This window comes from Sphingobium sp. CECT 9361, assembly GCF_918741285.1.
Classification (GTDB): domain Bacteria; phylum Pseudomonadota; class Alphaproteobacteria; order Sphingomonadales; family Sphingomonadaceae; genus Sphingobium.
Window position 1 is genome coordinate 38,009 of the sequence record NZ_CAKKNC010000001.1, and the last position, 23,938, is coordinate 61,946.

Annotated in this window: 21 protein-coding genes; 11 read left to right on the forward strand and 10 right to left on the reverse strand. The window is 61.6% G+C overall.

Features of this window, described 5'->3' with window-relative positions; translation table 11 throughout:
* Positions 1–78: 78 nt before the first annotated feature.
* From LQ220_RS00155 to LQ220_RS00185, 7 genes are all read right to left on the reverse strand, one after another.
* A complete protein-coding gene (locus LQ220_RS00155) occupies positions 79–1,194 on the reverse strand; it encodes a PepSY-associated TM helix domain-containing protein (protein WP_230186280.1) in 1,116 nt (371 codons plus the stop codon).
* Between the two features lie 54 nt (positions 1,195–1,248).
* Positions 1,249–1,521: a ribbon-helix-helix domain-containing protein gene (locus LQ220_RS00160; protein ID WP_230187196.1), complete on the reverse strand. Its 273-nt coding sequence runs from the start codon at positions 1,519–1,521 to the stop codon at positions 1,249–1,251.
* A gap of 75 nt (positions 1,522–1,596) precedes the next feature.
* Complete coding sequence (gene phbB / locus LQ220_RS00165; RefSeq protein ID WP_230186281.1) at positions 1,597–2,319, reverse strand: acetoacetyl-CoA reductase; 723 nt, start codon at positions 2,317–2,319, stop codon at positions 1,597–1,599.
* Between the two features lie 30 nt (positions 2,320–2,349).
* The gene (gene hemH, locus LQ220_RS00170) at positions 2,350–3,360 is read right to left on the reverse strand and encodes a ferrochelatase (RefSeq protein WP_230187197.1); all 1,011 of its coding nucleotides are present in this window, start codon (positions 3,358–3,360) and stop codon (positions 2,350–2,352) included.
* A gap of 33 nt (positions 3,361–3,393) precedes the next feature.
* Positions 3,394–5,667 (reverse strand): molybdopterin cofactor-binding domain-containing protein, encoded by a 2,274-nt coding sequence (locus tag LQ220_RS00175; RefSeq protein ID WP_230186282.1) that lies wholly within the window; start codon positions 5,665–5,667, stop codon positions 3,394–3,396.
* A gap of 46 nt (positions 5,668–5,713) precedes the next feature.
* Complete coding sequence (locus tag LQ220_RS00180; protein ID WP_230186283.1) at positions 5,714–6,151, reverse strand: CoA-binding protein; 438 nt, start codon at positions 6,149–6,151, stop codon at positions 5,714–5,716.
* 112 nt (positions 6,152–6,263) lie between these two features.
* A complete protein-coding gene (locus tag LQ220_RS00185) occupies positions 6,264–7,025 on the reverse strand; it encodes an Mrp/NBP35 family ATP-binding protein (RefSeq protein ID WP_230187198.1) in 762 nt (253 codons plus the stop codon).
* 304 nt (positions 7,026–7,329) lie between these two features.
* On the opposite strand from LQ220_RS00185, the gene LQ220_RS00190 reads away from it, so the two are divergent.
* The 5 genes from LQ220_RS00190 (at position 7,330) to LQ220_RS00210 (ending at position 13,041) form a co-directional block, all read left to right on the forward strand.
* Complete coding sequence (locus LQ220_RS00190) at positions 7,330–8,457, forward strand: protease modulator HflK (RefSeq protein ID WP_230187199.1); 1,128 nt, start codon at positions 7,330–7,332, stop codon at positions 8,455–8,457.
* Positions 8,457–9,302 (forward strand): protease modulator HflC, encoded by an 846-nt coding sequence (locus LQ220_RS00195; RefSeq protein ID WP_230186284.1) that lies wholly within the window; start codon positions 8,457–8,459, stop codon positions 9,300–9,302. Before LQ220_RS00190 ends, LQ220_RS00195 begins: the two co-directional genes overlap by 1 nt.
* A 129-nt stretch (positions 9,303–9,431) precedes the next feature.
* Complete coding sequence (locus tag LQ220_RS00200) at positions 9,432–10,937, forward strand: Do family serine endopeptidase (protein WP_230186285.1); 1,506 nt, start codon at positions 9,432–9,434, stop codon at positions 10,935–10,937.
* A gap of 95 nt (positions 10,938–11,032) precedes the next feature.
* Positions 11,033–12,661, forward strand: a complete 1,629-nt coding sequence (locus LQ220_RS00205; protein WP_230186286.1) for a helicase HerA-like domain-containing protein — start codon at positions 11,033–11,035, stop codon at positions 12,659–12,661.
* A gap of 14 nt (positions 12,662–12,675) precedes the next feature.
* Positions 12,676–13,041 (forward strand): hypothetical protein, encoded by a 366-nt coding sequence (locus LQ220_RS00210; RefSeq protein ID WP_230186287.1) that lies wholly within the window; start codon positions 12,676–12,678, stop codon positions 13,039–13,041.
* Between the two features lie 8 nt (positions 13,042–13,049).
* Here the strand turns inward: LQ220_RS00210 and LQ220_RS00215 are convergent, their stop codons facing one another.
* Positions 13,050–15,788, reverse strand: coding sequence for a TonB-dependent receptor (locus LQ220_RS00215; protein WP_230186288.1), 2,739 nt, complete (start codon positions 15,786–15,788; stop codon positions 13,050–13,052).
* A 203-nt stretch (positions 15,789–15,991) separates the two neighbouring features.
* Here LQ220_RS00215 and LQ220_RS00220 point away from each other — a divergent pair, with 203 nt between their 5' ends.
* A complete protein-coding gene (locus LQ220_RS00220) occupies positions 15,992–17,080 on the forward strand; it encodes a phytase (RefSeq protein WP_230186289.1) in 1,089 nt (362 codons plus the stop codon).
* A gap of 6 nt (positions 17,081–17,086) precedes the next feature.
* Here LQ220_RS00220 and LQ220_RS00225 read toward each other — a convergent pair whose 3' ends face one another.
* Together LQ220_RS00225 and queF are read right to left on the reverse strand one after the other, a co-directional pair.
* Positions 17,087–17,485 carry a thioesterase family protein gene (locus tag LQ220_RS00225; protein WP_230186290.1) on the reverse strand — a complete coding sequence of 133 codons (399 nt, stop codon included), beginning with the start codon at positions 17,483–17,485 and terminating at the stop codon, positions 17,087–17,089.
* A gap of 55 nt (positions 17,486–17,540) precedes the next feature.
* Positions 17,541–17,987 carry a preQ(1) synthase gene (queF, locus tag LQ220_RS00230; protein ID WP_230186291.1) on the reverse strand — a complete coding sequence of 149 codons (447 nt, stop codon included), beginning with the start codon at positions 17,985–17,987 and terminating at the stop codon, positions 17,541–17,543.
* Positions 17,988–18,088: 101 nt separating this feature from the next.
* Here queF and LQ220_RS00235 point away from each other — a divergent pair, with 101 nt between their 5' ends.
* The 5 genes from LQ220_RS00235 to LQ220_RS00255 all read left to right on the forward strand — a co-directional run bounded on the left by LQ220_RS00235 (position 18,089) and on the right by LQ220_RS00255 (position 23,882).
* Entirely contained in the window at positions 18,089–19,240 is a 1,152-nt protein-coding gene (locus tag LQ220_RS00235) for a hypothetical protein (RefSeq protein WP_230186292.1), read from the forward strand.
* A gap of 31 nt (positions 19,241–19,271) precedes the next feature.
* The gene (locus LQ220_RS00240) at positions 19,272–20,816 is read left to right on the forward strand and encodes a cryptochrome/photolyase family protein (RefSeq protein ID WP_230186293.1); all 1,545 of its coding nucleotides are present in this window, start codon (positions 19,272–19,274) and stop codon (positions 20,814–20,816) included.
* Positions 20,817–20,843: 27 nt separating this feature from the next.
* Positions 20,844–21,686: a 3-mercaptopyruvate sulfurtransferase gene (gene sseA / locus LQ220_RS00245; RefSeq protein ID WP_230186294.1), complete on the forward strand. Its 843-nt coding sequence runs from the start codon at positions 20,844–20,846 to the stop codon at positions 21,684–21,686.
* A complete protein-coding gene (metC, locus tag LQ220_RS00250; RefSeq protein ID WP_230186295.1) occupies positions 21,683–22,906 on the forward strand; it encodes a cystathionine beta-lyase in 1,224 nt (407 codons plus the stop codon). Before sseA ends, metC begins: the two co-directional genes overlap by 4 nt.
* Positions 22,907–23,117: 211 nt before the next feature.
* Positions 23,118–23,882: a TorF family putative porin gene (locus tag LQ220_RS00255; RefSeq protein WP_230186296.1), complete on the forward strand. Its 765-nt coding sequence runs from the start codon at positions 23,118–23,120 to the stop codon at positions 23,880–23,882.
* Positions 23,883–23,938 lie beyond the last annotated feature (56 nt).

Sequence of the window (23,938 nt, forward strand, 5' to 3'; positions counted from 1 at the left end):
AATCTGTACGTACATCCACCCGTTTTTATGTATCGGCTTATTGCCTTTCGCGATCCCTTCGGGTCGAAAGCGGCTGCGTTACGCAGCAACCGCTTTGCGTCTTTGACGCTTGGCCAGATCGCCACGCCATTTGCGGGCGCGCCACCACATGATGATCCCGGTGATCGCGAGGATGGCGGGCAATATACCGCCGATGAAGATGACCACTTGCCAGACCACACCCATATCCGTGCCATCATGGATGCGGCGCATCAGGCGAGCGGTCGTCTCGGGACGTTCCCCCCGCGCCTTGTCGAGCTTGGCCGCGCCGGATGCGTCATCCACTGACACCGTCTTGCCATTCTTCGAAACGCTCCATTCGGGCTTGAGGTCGGTCGGCCAGTTGACCGAGGTGACGGGCTCCGGCGCTAGAGCATTGCTGGACGCAATTGCCTGATCCAGCGAGGTGACGGGATTGGGCAGCGGCTTGGCGCGCATCATCGCCATACGGTCGGGCTGCCCCGGCCGCGTCTGCTGCACGTCGCCGGACAGTTTGCCGAAGAACGCCGGGAAGCTGATCCAGGCGCCCGTCAGCGACAGGACGAACAAGGGCAAGGCGATCCAGAAGCCCATCTGATGATGAAGATTGGTGTCGAAATTGCGATGCCGTTTCCAGCGCAATCCCTTGAGCCAACTGCCCACCGTCGGCCACCAGAGCCAGATGCCGGAGATAGTGGAGATCGTCATCGCAACGCCGATCCAGCCGACGATCTGTCGACCTATGCCGGGAACCAGCAAGCTGCCGTGCAATCCGTGCATGAAGCGCACGAGGCCGGCATTGCCATCGGCCTTGTCGAGAACTTTGGCCGTGCCCGGATCCATGTACACGACGGTGCGACCGGGACGACCCCGCGCTCCATCCTTGCGAGGCTGTGCGGCGGCGATCATGACCGGCTCACCTTCGGCGAAGCGTAGCGATACGATCCGCTCGCCAGGCGCCAGTACGCGCTGGGCCGCAGCAGCATATGCCGACGGGTCCAATTTGGCTTCCGTCTGGGTGAAGGCGAAACGCTGGGGGTTAAGTGCCTTGTCCAGTGCATCGTGCCACACAAGCGCCGCGCCGGTCACACTGATCGGAATGATCGCAATAGCGAGCAACAGGCCGATCCATTTGTGAAATTGAAACCAGAAGTTGCGCAGCGCTACTTTACTCATTCGTCACGTCCCCCGGCAACGATACTGGCCCAACCAGGCATTGCTCCAAATCAGTTATTGCGAATAATTATCACAGTCAACGATATTGGAACAGTCGCCATCGAAGGTATCGTGTGCATGCGCGAACAACCAGAGACGAATTGCGCTGGCCAGATTGGGGGGATCAGCCGACGCGATGCGTAGGACATCGATTTGCGCGATAAGGGCATTGAGGGGAAGCGCCGCCTTCGCTGCAGCGACGCGCAGGGCATCCCAGAACAAGGGTTCAAGCGTGATCGACGTTTGGTGTCCGGCAATGGTGACGCTGCGCTTGACCGGACCGGCCATGATGTCGCGGTTCATATTAGTCCCGCCGCCTTACAGTCGGCCCCGCGTTCTTTGGAGACCGCGGGGCGCAACGCATCAATACATATGCTGGCCGCCATTAAGCGACAATGTGGACCCGGTAACGAAGCCGGCGTCGTCGCTGCACAGAAACGCGACACCGCGCGCGATCTCATGCGCCTGACCCAGACGACCGACCGGAATTTTCGCCACGATCTTTTCGAGCACAGCAGGCGGAACGGCAGCGACCATATCGGTGTCGATATAACCGGGCGCGATTGCGTTGACGGTGACGCCATATTTCGCCCCTTCCTGCGCCAGTGCCTTGGTAAAGCCATGGATGCCCGATTTGGCAGCGGCATAGTTTACCTGGCCATATTGACCGGCCTGACCGTTGATCGAGCCGATGTTGACGATCCGGCCCCAGCCCCGTTCGCGCATACCGCCGAACGTCGCTTTGGCCATGTTGAAGCAGCCGCCCAAATTGACGCGCATCACGTCGTTCCAGTCGTCGAAACTCATCCGCTGCAGCACGCCGTCACGGGTAATTCCGGCGTTGTTGACGACGATGTCCACCGGGCCAAGATCCTCGGCAACTTTCTGGCATCCTGCCAAAGTGGCCTCATGATCGCCGACATCCCATTTATAAGCGGCGATGCCGGTGCGCTCTGTAAACGCCTTCGCCTTTTCATCATTGCCGGCATAGTTTGCCGCAACGGTAATACCCATTTCCTGCAGCGCCAGGCTGATCGCTTCGCCAATACCCCGGCTCCCGCCGGTTACGATTGCAACTTTGCCCATATGCCTCTCCTAGCCATATCCTGAAAACATTCAGCCCGTGATATTACACCATCCGGCCAATTCACGGCTAAACAGCCGTGTGTAGAGAGTGATAGCCTCCGCATCTGCATTTAGACAGGGTAAATAGGCAAAATTTTTGCCACCCGAAGACAGAAATGTCTCCTTGCCCTCCATTGCGATCTCTTCGAGGGTTTCGAGGCAATCCGCTGAAAAGCCCGGGGTAATGATGGCGACGGAGTGCACGCCCTTTTCTGGCAAGCCTTCCAGCGTCGTGTCGGTGGCAGGCTCGAGCCACTTTGCACGACCGAAGCGCGATTGGAAGGTAACGGCAATCTCTCGCCCCATGGCTTCGGACAGCAAGCGCGCTGTTTTGCGGCATTGGCAATGATAAGGATCGCCCATGTGCAGGGTACGTTCCGGCATGCCGTGAAAGCTGGCGACGATCAGGTCGGGCGCGAAATCCAGCGGCGCGAGATGCCGCTGGATCGACGCTTTGAGCGCATCGATATAAGCCGGATCGTCATGATAGGGCGGTAAGGTGCGGATGGCAGGCTGCCACCGCATCTGCGCGAGTGCAGCAAAAGCAGCATCGTTGGCAGTGGCCGTGGTTGCGCCGCTATATTGCGGATACAAAGGTGCCAGCAAAATACGTTCGCACCCCGCGTCCTTCATCTCCTGCAAACGACTGGCGATAGAAGGGTTGCCGTACCGCATGGCCCAATCGACCCTGACCCCATTGCCGACATGCGCCTGCAATGCTTCGGCTGTCCGCCGAGTGAATACGGCGAGGGGCGACCCTTCGGGCATCCATACCTTGGCATAAGCGGCGGCGGACCGTTTGGGGCGCGTGTTAAGGATGACACCGCGCAACAGAGGTTGCCAAACGATCGGGGGAATTTCGACGACGCGACCGTCGGATAGAAATTCGAGCAAATAGCGCTTTACCGACGCGACATCGGGAGCGTCGGGCGTGCCAAGATTGATGAGGAGCACCCCGACGCGCGGCGGCACGATGGGCGGATGATCGACGGGAACAGCCATCGCAGCGAGGTTCAATGGGTCCAGCGGCATTTCTTATTCCCGGGCGAGTAACGGCAGGCTGCGAAAACGCTGGCCGGTAACGGTGAACAGCGCGTTGGCAATGGCCGGCGCGACAGGCGGTACAGCCACTTCGCCGATACCGCCAGTGCTTGCGGTACTGCGGATCAGTTCGACGGTGATTTCTCCGATATCGGCGAGGCGGGGCAGGCCCATACGGCCCAATATCGCGCGCGTCGGCAAACCGCGCCGATAGCTGCCCGCAGCGCCCATGGCGGACGCGACCCCGAATATGACGCCGCCTTCGATCTGTTGGCGGGCGATGTCCGGATTGACCTGTTCCCCGCAATCGACCGCAGCGACGATCCGGCTGATCGACAGCCTGCCACCCGACAGACCCGCTTCGACCATGACGGCAGCGTAGGAACCGCCCATCGCGTGGCAGGCCAGCCCCTGCCCGCTGCCGTCGATCCCGCCCTGCCAACCGCCCAGCGCCGTGGCGCTGGCAAGGCAATGCGCGAGGCGCGGCTGATCGGTGAGCATCTGGATACGGAAGGACAAAGGCTCGATCCCGGCGATGTGCGCGAGTTCGTCGATGAAGCATTCGGTGAAGAACGCCGAGTAGTGATCGGCATTCGAACGCCAGCGCCCGGTCGGCAAGCCGATGTCCGCAGGATAGTGATCGACTGCGAACGGCCCCATCGCATAAGGCGGCACCATGCCGGATATGGCACGCCGGTCGGCGGATTTGGCCGCATTGCGCGCGACATCGGCAGGCAGGGCGTTGCCGGTTATGCGTTCCCATGTCTCGGTAAGGGCGGCAGGGGCAGCAACCTTTGCCAGCCAGCCGTCGATACGGCCACCGCGTCCAAGCCGTGCGGCCATGCGCGCGTGCGCAGGCGCGCGAGGGCGATCCTGTATGATGTCCTCCAGCCGGGACCACATCAATTGTACGGGACGGCCGATGTCGCGGGCGATCAGGGCGGCCTGTACCCCGACGTCATGCTCCATGCGGCTCCCGAACGATCCGCCTGCCTGCATAGGATACAGGGTGACGGCTGCGTCGGGCAAGGCAAGCGCGTCGGCGATTGCGGCGCGCGCGAGGGTCGGTGCCTGCGTGGCCATCCATATTTCGGCTTTGTCGTCTGTGATGCGGGCCGTGGCGGCAGGTGTCTCTGCAGTCAGGTGCAGGCCGGGTGCGACCTGATATTCGCTGGCGACGATGGAGGCGCCTTCGAAAACGGGGAGCAGATCACCTGTTTCGTAAAGCCGACGACCGGCGCTGTTCGCAAAGGCCGCTTCGAGCGCGTTTTCGATACTGTCGGTGTCGAGCGGGGTGCCGACGACGGTGAAGACCGGATCGGCGAGATCGAGCGCCTTGTTCGCGGCCCACCAGTTGGTGGCGACGACCGCGATCCAGCGTTCCGTGCGGATCAGCTTGAGAAAGCCGGTGACTTTGGACGCTGCGGCTTCGTTCACGCTTTTGAGCGTGGCGTCGCCGACCGGTCCCTGCCGGATCGATGCGAACACCATGTCGGGCAGGCGGATGTCGGCGGCGAAATTGGCAGAACCGTCGACTTTCGAGGGGAGATCGAGGCGCGGGAGATCCTGTCCAGCCAAACGCCCGTCGACGCCCTGTCGCATGGGCAGGATGTCGGGCAGCGTGAAGGCCGTGGCTTCGCTGGCCAGTTCGCCGATCTTCAGCGTGCGTTGGCCGTCGGTGATCAGGCCGTTCTGAATGTCGCAGGCTTCCCATGCGATGTCCCAGCGCGCAGCCGCCGCCTTACACAGCAGCACGCGCGCGGCGGCACCGGCATCGCGATAGGCGCTTTCGAACATACGTACGGAGGTCGATCCGCCGGTCAGCATCAGGGCGGAGCGCACCGCATATTGCTGTTGCGCCCAGCGGCCTGCCGATCCGAGCAGCGTCAGCCAGTCGGAGGTTAGCTCTTCGTCGGCGAGCAGGGTGTTGGCGTAGAGCGGGCTGATGGGGGCGGGCTGAACCGCGACGGTGCGCCAGTCGGCGCCCAGTTCGTCGGCCAATATCTGGGGCAGCAGGGTCGTGACCCCCTGCCCCATTTCAAGCTGCGGCACGACGACGATGATCTGGCCTGCGCGGTCGATCTTCAGAAAGGCGTTGAAGAGCGTTTCGTTGGCCGCGACGTTCAGATTCGGTTGGTAGCTGCGCGGCCATGCGCCCCAGGCGATGAGCAATCCAGCAGCGGCCCCGCCGCCGATCATTAGCGTGCGACGATCGATGCCTGCGCGCGCGGTTTTCCTGCCTGCGGTATTAAAGGGTTTGCGCACCATGCCGCCTGATAGAAGGGGCGAAGGCGCGTGGGAAGCGGGTAATGCCTTATTCCGCTGGCGTTATGGGCGGCAAAGCGAGACGGCGGATCTCTATGGCGGGGCAATGGTCCATGACGACCTTCAGCCCGGCAGCTTCGGCGCGGGCGGCGGCGTCTTCATTGACGACGCCAAGCTGCATCCAGACTGCCTTGGCGCCTGCCGCGATGGCATCGTCGACGACTTCGCCCGCCGCGGCGCTGTTGCGGAAGATGTCAACCATGTCGATGGGGACGCCGATGTCGGCAAGGCCGTTCCACACGAACTCGCCGTGAATATGCTCGCCCGCGATCTGCGGATTGACGGGCAGGACGCGGTAGCCGTGATCCTGCAGCACTTTCATCACGCCATAGCTTGGGCGGTCGGGACGGTCGGATGCGCCGACCAGAGCGATGGTGCGCGTCTCGTTGAGCAGTGTGGCGATGTCGGCGTCGGACGTGAGCGGCATGAGAAGTCTCCTTGTACGCATAGGACGCAGCAGCGGCCGGGACGTTCCGGGGGAAGCGTAACTTCTCTAAGGTCGCGCATATGCGCTACCCCCGGGGTGCCCTGTTGGATTTTTAGCGGGCGAGCCATTCGGCGAGTTTTTGGGCGACGGCGAGGAAGGGTGCGGCTTCGCTATCTTCGCCCGCAGCGGGGGGCAGGCCCGCGTCGGATGCGCTGCGGATAGCGATGGTGAGGGGGATGCGGCCAAGGAACGGCATACCCATATGCGCCGCCGCCGCTTCCGCGCCGCCCTGTCCGAAGGGATCGGAGGATTCGCCACAATGGGGGCAGACATAGCCTGCCATATTTTCGACCAGCCCGATGAGCGGCACATTGGCCTGCTCGAACAGGCTGACAGCGCGAGTCGCGTCGATCAGGGCCAGATCCTGCGGCGTGGAGACGATGATCGCACCTGCAGGCTTGTGCTTGGAGATCATCGAAAGCTGCACATCGCCGGTGCCGGGGGGCAGATCGACGATCAGCGTATCGATGCCGTCCCACTTTGCGTCGAGCAACTGGCCGAGCGCATTGCCCGCCATCGGGCCGCGCCACGCGATGGCCTGCCCCGGATCGACCAGATGCCCCATCGAGAGCATCGGCACGCCCCAGCGGCTCATGATCGGAATGAGATGCTTTTCTTCGGCGGTCGGCTTTTGCCCTTCGCTGCCCATCAGGCGCGGCTGCGACGGGCCGTAGATGTCAGCATCGACCAGCCCGACCTTATGCCCCAGCCGATGCAGCGCAACGGCGAGATTGGCCGATAGCGTGGATTTACCGACGCCGCCCTTGCCCGATCCGACGGCGATGATCCGCAGCGTCTTCTTTTCGGCGGTCATGGCGACGCGCACCTGCGTAATATCGGGCACGTCGCGCATTTCCGCACGAACCGCAGCTTCCATCACTGCGCGCTGGTCGCCCGACAATCCGGTCACGTCCAGAACGAGGGTCAGCACACCCTCTTTCAGACGTGGTGCGCTGGCGCGACCCTTGGTCACGAGGGCAAGGCGGTCGGCAATGGCCGTCATATCGGGGGTGGCATCGGTCATAAGCGAGGGCGCATAATCGAATATAGGCGCAAAGGCACTGTTTTTCCCGTCATTGGCTACCTATACAGGTTGCATGAGTAGAAAATTCGGGTGGATGCCGCGATCGATCGCTGCAATGGTTCAAGGTCCATGGGGCAATAAGGATGGCGGCAGTGGTGGGGGCGGAAGCTCAGGCGGCGGCGAAGGCGGCGGCAATGACGGCCCGCGCAATCCGTGGACCCAGCCGACCGGCGGCAACCGCCCGCAGCAGGGACGTGGCCCCTCCGCGATAGAAGAGCTGTTCCGCAAGGGCCGCGAAAGTTTCGGCGGCGGCGGTGGTGGCGGCTTTGGCGGGATGCCGCAGCGCCCCGACGGCAAGCCTTTGTGGCCCATCGGCATCGGCCTGATCGTGCTGATATGGCTGGCGCTGACCTGCATCCATCGCGTCGGACCGCAGGAACGCGGCGTCGCGATGATGCTGGGCAAATATAGCCGGACCTTGTCGCCGGGCATCAGCATCACTTTGCCCGCGCCGCTGGAAACTGTGCAGACGGTCGATGTCGAGGAAATCCGTACCATCGACATTGGATCGACCAGCGCGGAAGCCGAAAACCTGATGCTGACCGGCGATCAGAACATCATCGACCTCGCTTATTCGGTACGCTGGAACATCAGCAAGCCTGAGCTGTACATGTTCCAATTGTCCGACCCGGACAGCGCAATCCGCGAAGTCGCTGAAAGCGCCATGCGCTCGGTCGTCGCCAGCGTCAGCCTGGACGAAGCACTGGGCGCAGGCCGTACCGGCATCGAGCAGCAGGTCGAGCAGCGGATGCAGGAAATCCTCGACACCTATCGTTCCGGCGTGCGGGTGCAGGGTGTCGCCATCAAGCAGGCCGATCCGCCATCGGCAGTCAACGATGCGTTCAAGGGCGTGTCGGCGGCGCAGCAGGCAGCGCAGACCGATCTCAATCAGGCCCGCGCCTATGCGCAGCAGCAGACCGCCCGTGCGCAGGGTGAAGCCGCGCAGTTCGACAAGACCTATGAGCAATATAAGCTGTCGCCCGAAGTGACTCGCCGCCGCATGTATTACGAAACGATGGAGCAGGTGCTGGGTAATCTGGACAAGACGATTGTCGAGACCGGCAATGTAACGCCCTATCTGCCGCTTCCCGAAATCAAGCGCCGCGCGGTGACCCCGCCCGCAACCGCAGGCGCTGTGCCTGCTCAGCAGGGAACGCGATAATGCCCTCCATCATGAAAAACCCCATCGCCTTCGCGCTAGTCGCCATTGCGCTCCTGCTGCTGCTGGGCAGTACGATTTCCATCGTGCCGGAAACCCGGCAGGCTGTGATCGTGCGCTTTGGCGAGCCGGTGCGGATCGTCAATCGCTATCGCCCCAATGAGCAGTTCGGTTACACGGGCGCTGGCATCATCGCGCGCCTGCCCTTTGCCGAGCAGATCGTGTGGATCGACAAGCGCGTGCTGTCGGTCGAGATGGAACGCCAGCAGGTGCTGTCCACCGATCAGTTGCGTTTGCAGGTCGATGCCTTTGCCCGCTATCGCATCGTCGATCCCCTGCGCATGTATATTTCGGCTGGTAGCGAAGATCGCGTGTCCGAAGCATTGCGCCCGATTCTAGGATCGGCGCTGCGCAACGAACTGGGCAAGCGGCCTTTCGCGGCGTTGCTCAGCCCCGAGCGGGGCCAGGTGATGCAGAACATCGAAGCGGGCCTCAATCGCGTGGCGCGCCAATATGGCGCTGAGATCGTGGACGTGCGGATCAAGCGCGCGGACCTGCCCGACGGTGCGCCGCTGGAAAGCGCGTTCCAGCGTATGCGGACCGCGCGTGAGCAGGAAGCGCTGACGATCCGGGCGCAAGGGGCCAAGCAGGCGCAGATCATTCGCGCCGAAGCCGACGCGAGCGCCGCACGCGTCTATGCCGAGAGCTTTGGGAAAGACCCGAATTTCTACGATTTCTACCGCGCCATGCAAAGCTATCGCTACACGTTCGATCCGTCGCGTAGCGGCCAGACATCGGTCATATTGTCGCCCGACAACGACTTCCTGCGGGAGTTCCGCGGTAAATAGCGATTATCCTGCGTTTCCGGCCCCCGCCGGGAACGTAGGTCATTCAATGTGGGTTAAGGAAAGACGAGGCATCGCAGGCATTCCTTCGGTCCCCACTTTTTCCATGAAGTCATGAGAGGACATTCATTCGTGCGTTACGCTTATGCCATTACCGGAGCCTTGTTGCTGGGCGGCACTGCCATTGCCGTTACGTCCAACCAGCCGCTCGGCGCACAAACCGCCCAGAATGAAGGCATGCAAGCTGCTGCGCCGCGCGGCGCGCCGGTCAGCTTCGCCGACATGGTGGAGAAATTGCAGCCTGCGGTGGTCAATATATCGACCAAACAGCGCGTGAAGGTGCAGAATCCGTTCGCCGGAACGCCCTTTGGCGAGATGTTCGGTGCACCCGGTGGCGCGCCGCAGACACGGCAGGCGCAATCACTGGGATCGGGCTTCATCATTTCGGCGGACGGCTATGTCGTCACCAACAATCATGTGGTGGCACCGGGCGCAGAAGGTGCCACCATCGACAGCATCACCGTGACGCTGACCAATCGTGAGGAATATACTGCCAAGCTGGTGGGCCGCGATGTGGCGAGCGATCTGGCGGTGTTGAAGATCGAACCCAAAAAGCCGCTGCCGTTCGTGAAGTTCGGTGACAGCACCAAGGCACGCGTAGGCGACTGGGTGATTGCCATCGGCAATCCCTTCGGTCTGGGCGGCACAGTGACAGCAGGCATTATTTCTGCCGTGCATCGCAACACCGGCGGTGGCAGCGACCGCTTCCTGCAGACGGACGCTTCGATCAATCAGGGCAACTCCGGCGGCCCGATGTTCGACATGAACGGCAACGTCATCGGGATCAACAGCCAGATTCTGTCGCCTTCGGGCGGCAATGTCGGCATCGGCTTTTCGATTCCCTCGGAACAGGCCGTTCCGGTCATCGAAACGCTGCGCAAGGGGCAGAGCGTCAAGCGCGGCTATCTGGGCGTGCAGATCACGCCGCTGTCCGAAGACATTGCCGATTCGCTGGGCCTCGCCAAGAATCGCGGTGAGTTCATACAGGGTGTCGAGCCGGGTCAGGGCGCGGACAAGGCCGGGATCAAGGCTGGCGATGTCATCGTGAAGGTCAACAATCGCGAAGTGACGCCGGATGAGACATTGTCCTTCATCGTCGCCAACCTGCCCATCGGATCGCGCGTGCCCATCGAGCTGATCCGTAACGGTCAACGCCAGACAGTGACGGCAGTGGTTGCAGAGCGTCCGCCCGAAGACCAGTTGAATGCCTTTGCGCAGCAGGGCGATGACGACTTCAACAATCCGCAGGATCAGCCCGATACAGGCGCAGCGGCGCAGCAGAGCCTGGGCGTCGCCGTCACGCCGCTGACCGCCGCCATCGCGCGCCAACTGGGTGTTGCGGCGGATACGCGCGGTGTCGTCATCACGACCGTTGATCCATCGACCGATGCGGGATCGAAGGGTCTGCGCCGGGGCGACATCATCCTGTCGGCCAATAATCGCCCGACGCTAAGCGAAGCGGACCTGAAGGCCGCCATCGCGCAGGTGACCGCAGCAGGGCGCAACGCCGTGCTGTTGCAGGTGCTGCGCCGCGGCCAGCCCGCGACCTTCATCGGAATCCGCTTGCGCGACAAGTAATCGCGTAATCATACGGTTTCCGGCTCCCCGTCCGGCCTTCCCATGATCGCCTCTCAAGGCTAATCTGCGGGAATGCGCTGGATGGGGAGTTTTTCATGAGTGACGGTATTTTCCTCGGGCTGGCCCCCAATGCGTCCGGTGGCACCCCGCAATCGCTCAACCTGAAACGCGCCAACCGGCATGGCCTGATCGCGGGCGCGACCGGCACTGGCAAGACCGTGACCTTGCAGGGGATTGCCGAAGGATTTTCCGCAGCGGGCGTGCCGGTGTTCGTTTCTGACGTGAAAGGCGATTTGTCGGGCATATCGATGGCCGGATCGCCGACGTTCAAAAATGCCGATAAGCTGGTGGCGCGGGCGCAGGAAATCGGGCTGGAAAACTACGCCTATTCCGACAACCCGGCGATCTTCTGGGATCTGTATGGCGAACAGGGGCATCCGATCCGCACGACGATCAGCGAGATGGGGCCGCTGCTGCTTGCGCGGCTGATGAACCTCAACGAGACGCAGGAAGGCGTGCTGTCCATTGCTTTTCGCTATGCCGATGAGGAAGGGCTGTTGCTGCTCGATCTGGGCGATTTGCAGGCGATGCTGGCCTATTGCGCGGAAAATGCCGATATGCTGTCGGCCAAATATGGCAATGTGACCAAGGCGAGCGTGGGGACGATCCAGCGGCAGTTGCTGCAACTCGACAGCCAGGGTGGCGCGCATTTCTTCGGTGAGCCTGCGCTCGACATCCACGATTTCCTGAAAACCGACGAGCAGGGGCGCGGCTACATCAACGTGCTGGCCGCCGATAAGCTGATGCAAAGCCCGAAGCTCTATTCGACGTTCCTGCTGTGGTTGCTGTCCGAACTGTTCGAGACGCTGCCCGAAGTCGGCGATCCGGAAAAGCCGGTGCTCGTGTTCTTCTTCGATGAAGCGCATTTGCTGTTCGACGATGCGCCCAAGGCGCTGACCGACAAGATCGAACAGGTGGTGCGGCTGATCCGGTCGAAGGGCGTGGGCGTCTATTTCATCACGCAGAACCCGATCGATATTCCCGAAGAGGTGGCGGGCCAGTTGGGCAACCGGGTGCAACATGCGCTGCGCGCCTTCACCCCGCGCGACCAGAAGGCGATCAAGGCCGCGGCGGAGACGTTCCGGATCAATCCCGACCTCGACATTGCGACGGCGATCACGGAGTTGAAGACGGGCGAGGCGTTGGTGTCGGTGTTGCAGGAGGACGGATCGCCGTCCATCGTGCAGCGGACGCTCATCGCGCCGCCGCGTTCACGGCTGGGTCCGGTGACGCCGAAGGAGCGCGCGATCATCCAGTCGATCTCGCCAGTGTCGGGCAAATATGACGATGCGGTGGACCGAGAATCCGCCGAGGAGATATTGGCGGCGCGCGGTAATGCGGCTGCGGCAGCGGCCACTGCTGCCAAAGCGCAGGCGGAGTCGGACAAGGCGGCCGCAGCGCAAGCCAAAGTCGAAGCGAAGCAGCGAGAGCAGCAACTCAAGGAGCAGGCCCGCGCCGATGCCGCCGCTGCGCGCGAAGCGGCCAAGCCCTCGGTTCTGGGCAAGGCCGTCCAGTCCGCCACCCGTTCCGCCGCGTCAACTGTGGGGCGTCAGGTCGCCAATGAACTGAGCAAGGCGGTGTTCGGCGGATCGAGCCGCAAGTCGACATCCGGCGGAATCGCAGGGCGACTGGTGCGCGGGATATTGGGCGGGCTGTTTAAGTGATCGCGCGAATTTGCATGATGCTTTCTGCCTTTGCCCTGGTTGCCGCCCGCGATGAGTCGAAGACTACAACTGCACCGCAGCGGATTTCAGCAGCGCAAAAATGGGTTGGTTTGTACGACGGCGGACAGATGGAGCTGGCCGCACAATTGGAATTGCGTGCCGATGGGCATTTTGGTTTTGCGCTGAGCTATGGCGCGCTGGATGAGGCAGCCGAGGGGCGGTGGCAGATCAGTGGCGATGGCATACAACTGACGCCCGAACGCTATATCTCCAACGATCCGAACAATCGCGATCAGCAATTCGGCTATTCGACACTGACGATAGCGGGAGAGAGCCTTACTCTCTCCCGCTATGGCCTTTCACTGCAGTTTACGCGGTAATTGCGCGATCAGAAGTTGAACCGGACGCCGCCGGTGTAGCGCCGACCGAAGCGTTCCCATTCAATGGTATATTTCGACGACTGAACATAACGGCGACCCGGCTGATTGAGCAGGTTCGAAGCGTCAGCGTAGATTTCAAAATTCGGTGTGATGGCGTAACGGATCGAGAAATCCATTTCGTCGTCGGCCGCCCAATATTGTGCCCCGCCGTCGGCGGCTGCCCCCAGCGAATCGAGCCATGCCGTGCGCTTTTGATAGTTAAGGCGCATCGAGAGGCCATATTTCTCATAATAGCCGCCGATGTTGTAAACGACGTCCGATGTGCCGGGTAGCGAAAATTTGCTGCCATTCGGCGCGGTTGCACTGCTCTTGTTGAAGGTCACATTGGCCGAGATACCGAAGCCGCCCATCCAGTCTGGCAGGCCGAGGCTCTGAGTATAGGGTTCAAGTTGCTGTTGTACCGCAGCTTCCGCGCCGTAGATGTAGCCATCGCCACCGTTGACGATGGTGCTGAAAAGATATTGTGAGCGATCGACGGTACCGCTGTTCAACACATCGGAGTTAAAGGTGCGGCTGTCGTCGAACAGGACGTCTTTGACCTTCTTGTAGAAAGCACCGACCATCACATAGCCTTGCGGCTGGACATACCATTCGAAATAGCCATCGACACCGAAGGCCCGCTCCGGCTTAGCATCAGGGTTACCACCCGAAACGGTAAGGTTGGAATCGTTGAACGTGAAGTTCGGCCGCAATTGATCGTAATCGGGACGCGCCGCGCCGGAATTGAACGACAGCCGCAGCTTCTTGTCGGTGGCCACATCGAAATTGAAGTGCAGGCTGGGATAAACCAGCGTCAAATCGTTTTCGACTTGGATGGGTGTGGCAGCGCTGCCGTTGACGAAGGCTTGTCCACGGTTCTTGATATGCTCGATACGTGCGCCGCCCAGGATGCTGCCCCAGTCATACGCAACCCGGCCCATAACGTAAGCCGAATAGACCTGCTCACGGACGTTGTAGAAATTGCCGTACAGCGTGTTGTATGTCGCGACGGTCTTTGCCTTTTCGACATTGGCCCGCATTTTGGCCATATCGAAATAGCGGAAGGTGTAGCCCAGCGGGATTTTACCTTTGAACGGGGTGTCGAGCGAGTCCGGCAGGAAGGTGCTGCTAATCCCCAGCGCGGCAGCCTGCGTCGCGTTGATCGACAACTGCGCTTCGTTCGCTTCCTTTGTGCGCTGGTCGAAGCGACCGCCGATGGTGATCGTTCCTTCGCCACCCAACATCGCCATGTCGCGGCTAAGATCGAATTTAGCGGTATAGGCTTTGGTAATATCGACAAAATCGCTGGATGTCAGCGACGTCAAGGGACGCGCGAAATCGTCTATGTTGGTGACCGGCGCGCCCGCGCTGAAACGGCCGCCGCTGCTGAGGGTACGGAACAACTGCACCTTGGCAAGCTGCGGGTCGGACAGATCGTAGGCGACCGTGGGACGTGCCGTGCGCGTCGAGGGACTCTCATAGCGGGCTTCGCCCACGACAGAGCGATCATCCTTGGCGCGGGTGTAATTCAGGCGCCAGCCCAGTTTCCATCCTTCGCCAAATTCATGGTCGCCGCCCAACGTATTGGTGAAGATCGACTGTTCGAACGCACGTAGCGTTGCGCGCTGGTTGATGTCGATTCCGTACACCGTTCCCTTGAGCGGGGTATTGCCGATGCAGAGATCGGCATAACCGCTGGTCGTTGCGCTGGTCGACGGGGTGATGGTGCAACCGGCAGTCGTTTTGTTGTCGCTCTGCTTGTCGTCAAGATCGAAGATATAGTTGTCGCGCGCTTCGTCGTCGGTGAACGTCGTGAAGATCGATTCCACGAAGATGCGATGATCTGCACTCGGTTTCCAATCCAGGCGACCGGAATAGGAATAGTTTTTGCGCGTCAGGCGATACAGCTTGTTTTCAGTTTCCTTCGCCCAGATGCGATCGGCAGCGCCTGGCTGAACGTCTTGCGATACCTGTTCCCAATCTGTCTCGAAATTATCGGTGATCATGTCGCGCTGATAGTAGCTGCCAGAGGCCAGCAGACCGATCTCGCCGATGCCGGTATCCCAGCGGTTCGAAACGACCAATTGCCCTTCATATTCCTGCCGCTTGCCGAGTTCGACATAGCCGCCGCCCAGCTTGCCCGCGATATGGAAGCCCGTGTAGTCGAAGGCCGAACGCGTCTTTACGTCGACGTTACCCGCCACCGTTTCGCCGGTCATGTCAGGCGTCACCGCCTTGCGCACGATGATCTGCGACGCAATGGCCGATGGAATACTGTCATAGCGCGTGTCGCGCCCTTCGGGGCTGACGATGGCGATGCCGTCGATCGACAATGTCGTCCAGTTGATCGGCGCGCCGCGCAAGCTGATATAGCGTGCCTGACCCTGATCCCGCTGCACCGCGACACCGGGAAGACGACCGGCGGCCTGTGCAATGTTCTGGTCAGGCAGGCGACCCACCGAGTCGGATGCCGCCACGGCAACAAGCGAGTCCGAGTTACGCTGCACTACCAATGCGGCAGATTCGGACTCCGCAATCGGGCGCGCACCGTTGACAACAATAACATCGCCTTCGCCGCTTTCATCCGCGGCGGTTGGTGCGACATCCTGTGCCTGAAGCGGCGTGGCAATAAGTGCAAGACCGACGGCCACAATGGCGCGCGTAGCTACGGATGCGCGCAGATGCGCGCTTCCCGTTGTCTTTGTCATCAGATTTCCCCCATTCGAAACTACTACGTTCGTGAGCGGGGCCATATGCAATGCGATTTACAGCACAGCGTCGTCATGATGACAGATCGATGACGTTTCATTTCCAAATGATGACATATTTCATGGGCATCGACGCAAAGTCGTCATCATTGTGAAACAACCCGGCGTCACGAACCGCTTCGACGATATTTGGGGGCATGGTTATGACGGCAGCGACACTGCGGCGGTTGCGCGGATCGATGATAGCGATGGCGGTGGCGAGTGTGGCGCTATCCGCCTGTGCGCCGACCGAGATCCCGGTCGAAGTCCGCATCGCCAATGCCGCGCCCGCCGTTTCGGTACGGGCACGGGGGGAGACGGTGCCGGTGGGCACGACCAATGCCGATGCGGCTGACGATCCGGCGATCTGGCGCAATGCCGCCAATCCTGCAGAGAGCCTGATCGTAGGCACGGACAAGAAAGCGGGCGTCTATGTCTATGGGCTGGATGGCAAGGTCCGCGACTTCTCCAATGCCGGCGCTGTCAATAACATTGACCTGCGCGATACTGTGACGATCAATGGCGCGCCGGGCATATTGGTGGCGGCGAGCGACCGCAACGATCTGGCCAATGCCAAGCTGGCGCTGTTCCGGCTCGACCCGGCGACCGCGAAGCTGGCGCCGCTGGGTAAAGTCGATGCCGGAGCCGGGGAAGCCTATGGCGTGTGCTTCTATCAAGCGGCCGACGCGCTCTATGCGTTCATGGTGGCGAAGGATGGGACCATCAATCAGGTCGCCATCGATGCGTCCGGCGCGACGCCGACGGGGCGGATCGTGCGGACGCTGAAACTCGGCACACAGTCCGAAGGCTGCGCCGTCGATGAGCGGACCGGGCGGCTCTATGTGGCGGAGGAAGATGTCGGGCTGTGGCGCTTCGATGCCACTGCGAACGGATCGACGACGCCGGTGAAGATCGCGGCGGCCGACAATCGCAATATCGTGGCCGATGCCGAAGGCGTAGCGATTGCGCCTGTGGGCGAACGGGACGGCTATGTGATCGTGTCGAGTCAGGGGGACAATGCCTATGCGGTCTATCGGCTGACCGACGACAGCTATGTCGGGCGGTTCCGCATCGTTGATGGCATGATCGGCGGATCGGAGGAGACCGACGGCATCGACCTGATGCTCGGTGACTTCGGGCCGAATTATCCCGGCGGATTGTTCATTGCGCAGGATGGCCACAACGCCGCCGCCGCGCAGAATTTCAAGCTGGTGGCGTGGGACGATATCGTAAAGGCGCTGGGCCTGAAATAACGCGCCTTAGCCCTTCGGCAGAAACCGTTCCGCGATATCCTGTGCAATGCGCGCGGGGCGCAAGGTGACCGAATCGAGGCAGCACCAGCTCGATTTGACTTCGGCCAGCACCTCTTCGCCACGCTTGATAAGCGTTTCGTAGAAGGCCCGCGCGCCCTGCACCTTTTCCACGATCACCGTCGCAATGATGGGATCGTCCAGAAAGGCAGGTTTGCGATAGGTTATCTCATGCTTGAGCGCGACCCACAGATGCTCTGCGACGGCAGCGGGCGGCGCAATTTTTTCCCAATGGGCGACCACCGCTTCCTGTACCCACTTCAAATAATGGGCATTATTGACGTGGCCCATGAAATCGATGTCTTCGGGCAGCACGGCAATGTTGTGGTGGTGAACGGCTGAGGTCATGTGCTGACATTAGTGTAAGTCGGGCGAAAATGCCAGCGGCGTCTTTACCCCTACGTCACCCTCTGCCGCGATAGCCCGGCACATCCTGAGACGGGAGCCACAGTCCCTTGGGGGGTTCGCCCGATTGCCAGAAAACGTCGATGGGTATGCCGCCGCGCGGATACCAATAGCCGCCGATGCGCAGCCAGAGCGGCTTCATCTCGTCGAACAGGCGCTGGCCGATGCCGACGGTGCAATCCTCATGGAACGCGGCATGATTGCGGAAACTGCCGAGGAAGAGCTTGAGCGATTTCGATTCGACGATGGTTTCGCCGGGGGCATAATCGATCACCAGATGCGCGAAATCCGGCTGACCCGTGACCGGGCAGAGCGAGGTGAATTCCGGTACGGCGAAGCGCACGAGATAGGTGGAGCCCGCCCGCGGATTGGGGACGTAATCGAGGACCGCTTCTTCCGGCGTCGCGGGAAGGGCGCTGGTCTGGCCCAGATGGATCGGTTGCATGGCTGTCCATCTACGCCATCGCACGGCTGATGTCATTCCCTTGCCGACACCCTATATGGTTCATCGGGCATTCACGCGCAACGCAGCTTTGACAGGAAGACATGGGGACAATCAGGCATATCGTGCTGGCAGCACTGGTCGCGACGACACCGGTTATGGTGTTGGCGCAGGATAATAGCGCGCCGCCGCCGTTGCAGGATTTCCGGCTGGACCCGTCGCGCGACCCCAATCGGCCCAAAGCACCTGAGCGTGCTGGGCCTGAGATTGGTCCGCAGATGACCACGACGCCTGCTCAGGAAACGCCGCCGCCGGTGACGGCCACAGTTGCGCCGCCAGTTGTCGCGCCTACAGTCACCACGCCTCGCGCTATGGCACCGGCAGCGCGACGAGCTACGGAACCCACGCCTCAGGAGACGGTGCCAGCCCCGACGCAGGAAGCGGCGACGCCCGCGGAGACTACACCGGTCGAAACAGCGCCGACCAATACAGCGGTAACGCCCGCAGTAACGGACAGGCCGGAGGTGGCGACCAAGACGTCGAGTGTCCTGCCGTGGGTTGCGGGCGGCGTCATCCTTGTTCTACTGGCTGGGTTTTTCATCTGGCGCAGGAGCAATCGGAAAGTCGAGGAGCCGGACGTTGCGCCCGTGGTGGCACCCCCACCGCCGCGCGTTCCGCCAGTGCAGCGTGCCAAGTCCGTGCCGCCGCCACCTCCCGTACGCACCCCGCCGCCGCCGCCGCCCGCAGTTGTGCCCGCCGTTTCGGCTACGTCGCCCATTGCACTGGAGTTTGCCCCGTTTCAGGTGCGCACGTCGATGGTCGGTGCGCAGGTGGGATATCGACTGACGCTGCGGAACGGCAGCGGCGCGGCGCTGGATGGGCTGGCGGTTGCGGCGTTCATGACCAATGCCGATGCGCAGCATGCGCAATCGCTGGCGGCGTTCTTCGACGATGCCTTTGCGCCCGAGGCGCATCGGATCGCGCATTTGGTGTCGGGCGCGGAGATCGCCGTCGATGGCGAATTGCGGCTCGACCGGATCGTGCCCATTCAAGTCGAAGGGCGTGCGCTGCTGATCCCCGTCGTCGCGTTCAAGGTGATTTCGCTCGACGGCGACGAGCTGGGGCGCGGCGCATTCATCGTCGGGCAGGAAAGCACGCCCCCGCGCGCGAAGATGGGACCGTTCCGCCTGGATCAGGGACCGCGCCAGTTCCGCACCGTGGGCAGTCGTCCGGCACAGGTGACGATCCCCGCTTGACGCAACCCGCGCTTAACCCGACGCGTCAAACATGAGCGCGACGGCTAAGACATTGATTCCCTTGCTGGGCGACCAGTTGAGTTTCGACATCGCATCGCTCGATGGGATGGACCCGGCGCGGTCCGTCATCCTGATGATGGAGGTGGCGGACGAGACGGCCTATGTCGCGCATCACCGGGCGAAGATCGCGTTCATCCTGTCGGCCATGCGGCATCATGCGCAGACGCTGCGCGACGCGGGATGGACGGTCGATTATGTGACGCTGGACGATCCAGCCAACAGCGGCAGCTTTACCGGCGAAGTAGCGGGCGCCATCGAACGCCATAAGCCGGACGCCATTGTTGTCACCGAAGCGGGAGAATGGCGGGTGCAGGCTATGCTGGAGGCGTGGGCGACACGCTTTGCCCTGCCGGTCGATATCCAGCTCGATACGCGCTTTCTGGCGACCCATGCGGAGTTCGACACCTGGGCCGCGGGCAAGAAGCAGTTGCGGATGGAATTTTTCTATCGCGAGATGCGGCGCAAGACTGGCCTGCTGATGGATGGCGACAAGCCTGAAGGCGGCAAATGGAATTACGATGCGGAGAATCGCAAGCCTGCCGCCCGGTCTCTGTTCGCGCCGCAGCCTCCGCGCTTTGCGCCCGATGCAGTTACGCGCGCGGTATTGGACATGGTGACGGCACGCTTTCCCGATAATATCGGGAGCCTTGAGACATTCGCCTTTGCGACGACGCGGGAGGATGCGCTGACGGCACAGACTGCGTTCCTGGACCATGCTCTGCCGCAATTCGGCGATTATCAGGATGCGATGCTGACAGGGGAGCCGTATCTGTGGCACTCGATCCTGTCGCCCTATATCAATGTCGGACTGCTCGATCCGTTGCACCTGTGTCGCGAAGTCGAAGCGCGGTACCGCGAGGGGAAGGTGCCGCTCAATAGCGCCGAGGGGTTCATCCGCCAAATCATCGGCTGGCGTGAATATGTACGCGGCATATACTGGCGCGAGGGACCGGATTACGTCGCGCGCAACCATTTGGACGCGCATCGCCCGCTGCCAGATTTCTACTGGACGGGCAAGACCGCCATGCATTGCCTCTCACAGGCCATCGGCCAGACCATCGACCATGCTTACGCCCATCACATCCAGAGGTTGATGATAACCGGCAATTTCGCGCTGCTGATCGGCGCCGACCCGGCGGCGGTGCATCGCTGGTATCTGGAAGTCTATGCCGACGCCTATGAATGGGTGGAACTGCCGAATACGCTGGGCATGAGCCAGTTCGCCGATGGCGGCATATTGGCGTCCAAGCCCTATTGTTCGGGCGGGGCCTATATCGACCGCATGTCCGATTATTGCGGGTCGTGCCGTTATTCGGTGAAGCAGCGCACAGGGCCGGACGCCTGCCCGTTCAATGCGCTTTATTGGCACTTCTTAGACCGTAACGTGGGCAAACTGCGCAACAATCAGCGGCTCGCCATGCCGTATCGTACGTGGGAAAAGATGGCCGAGGCGGACAAACAGGCCTTGCGCGATAGCGCGTCGGCCTTTCTCGACAGTCTGGCTCCTTCCCCCTAAAGAACCAGTCGATGGAGGGTTTGACATATGGAATTGCTGGTTTCGACCGATTGGCTTGCGAACGAAATGGGCGCGTCGGATTTGCGCATCGTCGACGCGACGCTGTTCCTGCCCGGTAGCGACCGCGATCCGCAGGCGGAATATGATGCGGCGCATATCCCGGGCGCGTTCTTCCTCAATCTGGCCGAACTGTCCGATCCAAACGATCCGCGCCCCGGCATGCTGCCGCCACCGGAAAAATTCGCGAGCCGAATGGCGGCGCTGGGTCTGGGCGACGGCAGCCGCATCGTCATCTACGACAACAGCCCGCTCCGCACATCGGCGCGGGCGTGGTGGATGTTCCATGTCTTCGGTGCGCACAAGGTGGCGATTCTGGACGGCGGCATCCAGAAATGGATCGCGGAGAAGCGGGACCTGGAAAGCGGCAAGCCCAAGACGCGCCATCGTCACTTCACCGTGTGGAAAGACAACACGACCGTTGTGACCAAGGCAGACGTGCTAGCGAACATCGCCGGCAAAAAGGCGCAGGTCGTCGATGCACGGTCGATGAGCCGCTTCACCGGCGAAGACCCGGAGCCGCGTGCCGGCATGGCGTCAGGCCACATACCCGGATCGGTGTGCCTGCCCTACAGCCGGTTGTTCAATGCCGATGGTAGCTGGAAACGCGGGCATGAACTGCGCGGGCTCTTCCACGAAGCGGGCGTTAACCTGGATAAGCCGCTGATCGTCAGTTGCGGCAGCGGCGTTACGGCAGCGGACGTGCTCTTCGCCGCGCATCTGCTGGGGAAGACCGACATCTCACTATATGACGGAAGCTGGAGCGAGTGGGGTGCCGACCCCACCATGCCCAAGGCGACAGGCCCGGCGTGAGCGACGACAACGAAGATACGCGGCGTCCTTCGACCAAGGTCGTTCAGGCAGGGCGCAAGGCGGAATGGACCGGGATGCCCGGCCAACCCGGCGGCATCGTCAATCCGCCGGTGTGGCGGGCGTCGACCATATTATATGATGACGTTGCGCATCTGCGCGCGGCATTGAGCAATACGCATGAACGGCTGTTCTACGGCCGCAAGGGTACGCCGACCGCCTGGTCGCTGGCCGATGCGCTGACGTCGCTGGAACCGGGCGCCCATGCCACAGCGCTGTTTCCTTCGGGTGTTGCAGCGATTGCCTGCGCGCTCATGGGCGTGCTGCGGCCGGGCGATGAACTGCTGATGGTCGACAGTGCCTATGATCCCACGCGCGCCTTTTGCGAGAAGGTGCTCAAGCCCTTCGGCGTCGAGACAATCTATTACGATCCGACCGTCGGCGGGGGCATAGCCGAACTGTGCACGGAGCGGACCCGCGCGATCTTTCTGGAAAGCCCCGGCAGCCTGACGTTCGAAGTGCAGGACGTACCCGCCATCGTCTCGGTCGCCAAGGCGCGCGACATCGTGACGATGATGGACAACACCTGGGCAACGTCACTCTATTTCCAGCCGCTGCAGCATGGCGTCGACATGGCGATCCTGGCCTGCACCAAATATATCGTGGGCCATAGCGACGTGATGATCGGTTCGGTCACCGCCAATGCCGCGACATGGGAAATGGTGCGGAGCAGCGCGCAATTGTTCGGGCAGATGACCAGCCCTGACGATGCGTGGCTCGCATCGCGCGGGCTGCGCACATTGGGCGTAAGGCTGGCCCAGCATCAGGCGAATGCGCTGGCCGTGGCGCAGTGGTTGTCCGAACAACCCGACGTAGCGCAAGTGTTGCATCCCGCGCTCCCCGGTTGTCCGGGCCATGATCTTTGGAAGCGTGATTTCACCGGATCAAGCGGGCTGTTCACCTTCGTATTGGCGGGCGGCGCCGACGCCAAAGCAGACAAGGCGCGCGCGGCATTGATCGACGGGCTGGTGCATTTCGGTATCGGCTATAGCTGGGGCGGGTTCGAAAGCCTCGCTTTGCCCGTCGATCCCCACCGCTATCGCAGTGCAACGCAGTGGAAGGCCGATGGCCTCGCCATTCGCCTGAATATCGGACTGGAAGATCCTGCCGATTTGATTGCCGATCTTCAAGCAGGGCTGATGCGCTGGCGCTCCACGATGTGACGCAAAGGCGTTGCGCCACTTGTTGCATGACAGCAACATTCTAGTAACAAACAGACATATACAGACATAATCTTCTTGTGCAGTGCCGCATAGATCGGCATCTGAAATGCGTTACGGCGACCTTATCCCATCCGGTGCCATCCGCCCGGATAGAGAGATAAGGGCCATAGCGCAGGTGGGACGACCGCAAAGATCCATAAGGGGATAGAATATGCGCAAGTCCATTGTCGGCCTGACGGCCGTCCTTTTGTCATCCATTGCCGCTCCGGCCCTTGCTCAGGATGAGCCTGCGCCTGCCGTCACCGTGACCGGCGGTGCAACGGTCGTCAGCGATTATCGCTTTCGCGGCATTTCGCAGACCGACAAGCGCTTTGCCGTGCAGGGTACTTTCACGATTGCCCATGAATCGGGCTTCTACGCGACGGTTTGGGGTTCCTCGATCGACGATTATGTTGCTGCGGGCAGCGACCAGGAAATCGATCTGATCGCCGGTTGGGCCAAGGATTTTAACGGCACCAAGCTCGACCTCGGCGTGCTGTATTATTACTATCCCGGTTCGGGCGGCGTGAATTCCGACTTCGTGGAACCCTATGTTGCCGTGTCGCACACCTTCGGTCCGCTCAGCGCCAAGGTTTCGGCTGCTTATGCACCCAAGCAAAACGCCATCGGCCTCACCTTCCCCGTCGGTACCGGCAGTGTCTTCAAGAAGGAAGACAATCTGTACACGGCGCTCGACCTGGGAGCAGGCATTCCCAACACGCCGGTCAGCCTGTCGGCGCATCTGGGTCACAGCTTTGGTCCCAGCTATCTGACGATCGGTAAGGAATATACCGACTGGAGCGTTGGCGCGAGCTACACTTGGAACCATCTGACGTTCGGTGTCAGCTATGTCGACACCGACGGCGATTTCATCACGCCAACGGGCCGCAACGCCAGCAAGGCGGGTGTTGTCGGTTCGATCGGCGTCGCGTTCTGATAGACGCTTCTTCGATATAAAGAGAGGGTCGCAATTCGGGGGGATTGCGGCCCTTT

Bases quoted from the DNA above. Each gene is read 5' to 3' on its own strand.
- LQ220_RS00155 (WP_230186280.1), bottom strand. From the start codon at position 1,194: ATGAGTAAAGTAGCGCTGCGCAACTTCTGGTTTCAATTTCACAAATGG.
- LQ220_RS00160 (WP_230187196.1), bottom strand. From the start codon at position 1,521: ATGGCCGGTCCGGTCAAGCGCAGCGTCACCATTGCCGGACACCAAACG.
- phbB (WP_230186281.1), bottom strand. From the start codon at position 2,319: ATGGGCAAAGTTGCAATCGTAACCGGCGGGAGCCGGGGTATTGGCGAA.
- hemH (WP_230187197.1), bottom strand. From the start codon at position 3,360: ATGGCTGTTCCCGTCGATCATCCGCCCATCGTGCCGCCGCGCGTCGGG.
- LQ220_RS00175 (WP_230186282.1), bottom strand. From the start codon at position 5,667: ATGGTGCGCAAACCCTTTAATACCGCAGGCAGGAAAACCGCGCGCGCA.
- LQ220_RS00180 (WP_230186283.1), bottom strand. From the start codon at position 6,151: ATGCCGCTCACGTCCGACGCCGACATCGCCACACTGCTCAACGAGACG.
- LQ220_RS00185 (WP_230187198.1), bottom strand. From the start codon at position 7,025: ATGACCGCCGAAAAGAAGACGCTGCGGATCATCGCCGTCGGATCGGGC.
- LQ220_RS00190 (WP_230187199.1), top strand. From the start codon at position 7,330: ATGCCGCGATCGATCGCTGCAATGGTTCAAGGTCCATGGGGCAATAAG.
- LQ220_RS00195 (WP_230186284.1), top strand. From the start codon at position 8,457: ATGCCCTCCATCATGAAAAACCCCATCGCCTTCGCGCTAGTCGCCATT.
- LQ220_RS00205 (WP_230186286.1), top strand. From the start codon at position 11,033: ATGAGTGACGGTATTTTCCTCGGGCTGGCCCCCAATGCGTCCGGTGGC.
- LQ220_RS00210 (WP_230186287.1), top strand. From the start codon at position 12,676: ATGATGCTTTCTGCCTTTGCCCTGGTTGCCGCCCGCGATGAGTCGAAG.
- LQ220_RS00215 (WP_230186288.1), bottom strand. From the start codon at position 15,788: ATGACAAAGACAACGGGAAGCGCGCATCTGCGCGCATCCGTAGCTACG.
- LQ220_RS00220 (WP_230186289.1), top strand. From the start codon at position 15,992: ATGACGGCAGCGACACTGCGGCGGTTGCGCGGATCGATGATAGCGATG.
- LQ220_RS00225 (WP_230186290.1), bottom strand. From the start codon at position 17,485: ATGACCTCAGCCGTTCACCACCACAACATTGCCGTGCTGCCCGAAGAC.
- queF (WP_230186291.1), bottom strand. From the start codon at position 17,987: ATGCAACCGATCCATCTGGGCCAGACCAGCGCCCTTCCCGCGACGCCG.
- LQ220_RS00235 (WP_230186292.1), top strand. From the start codon at position 18,089: ATGGGGACAATCAGGCATATCGTGCTGGCAGCACTGGTCGCGACGACA.
- LQ220_RS00240 (WP_230186293.1), top strand. From the start codon at position 19,272: ATGAGCGCGACGGCTAAGACATTGATTCCCTTGCTGGGCGACCAGTTG.
- sseA (WP_230186294.1), top strand. From the start codon at position 20,844: ATGGAATTGCTGGTTTCGACCGATTGGCTTGCGAACGAAATGGGCGCG.
- LQ220_RS00255 (WP_230186296.1), top strand. From the start codon at position 23,118: ATGCGCAAGTCCATTGTCGGCCTGACGGCCGTCCTTTTGTCATCCATT.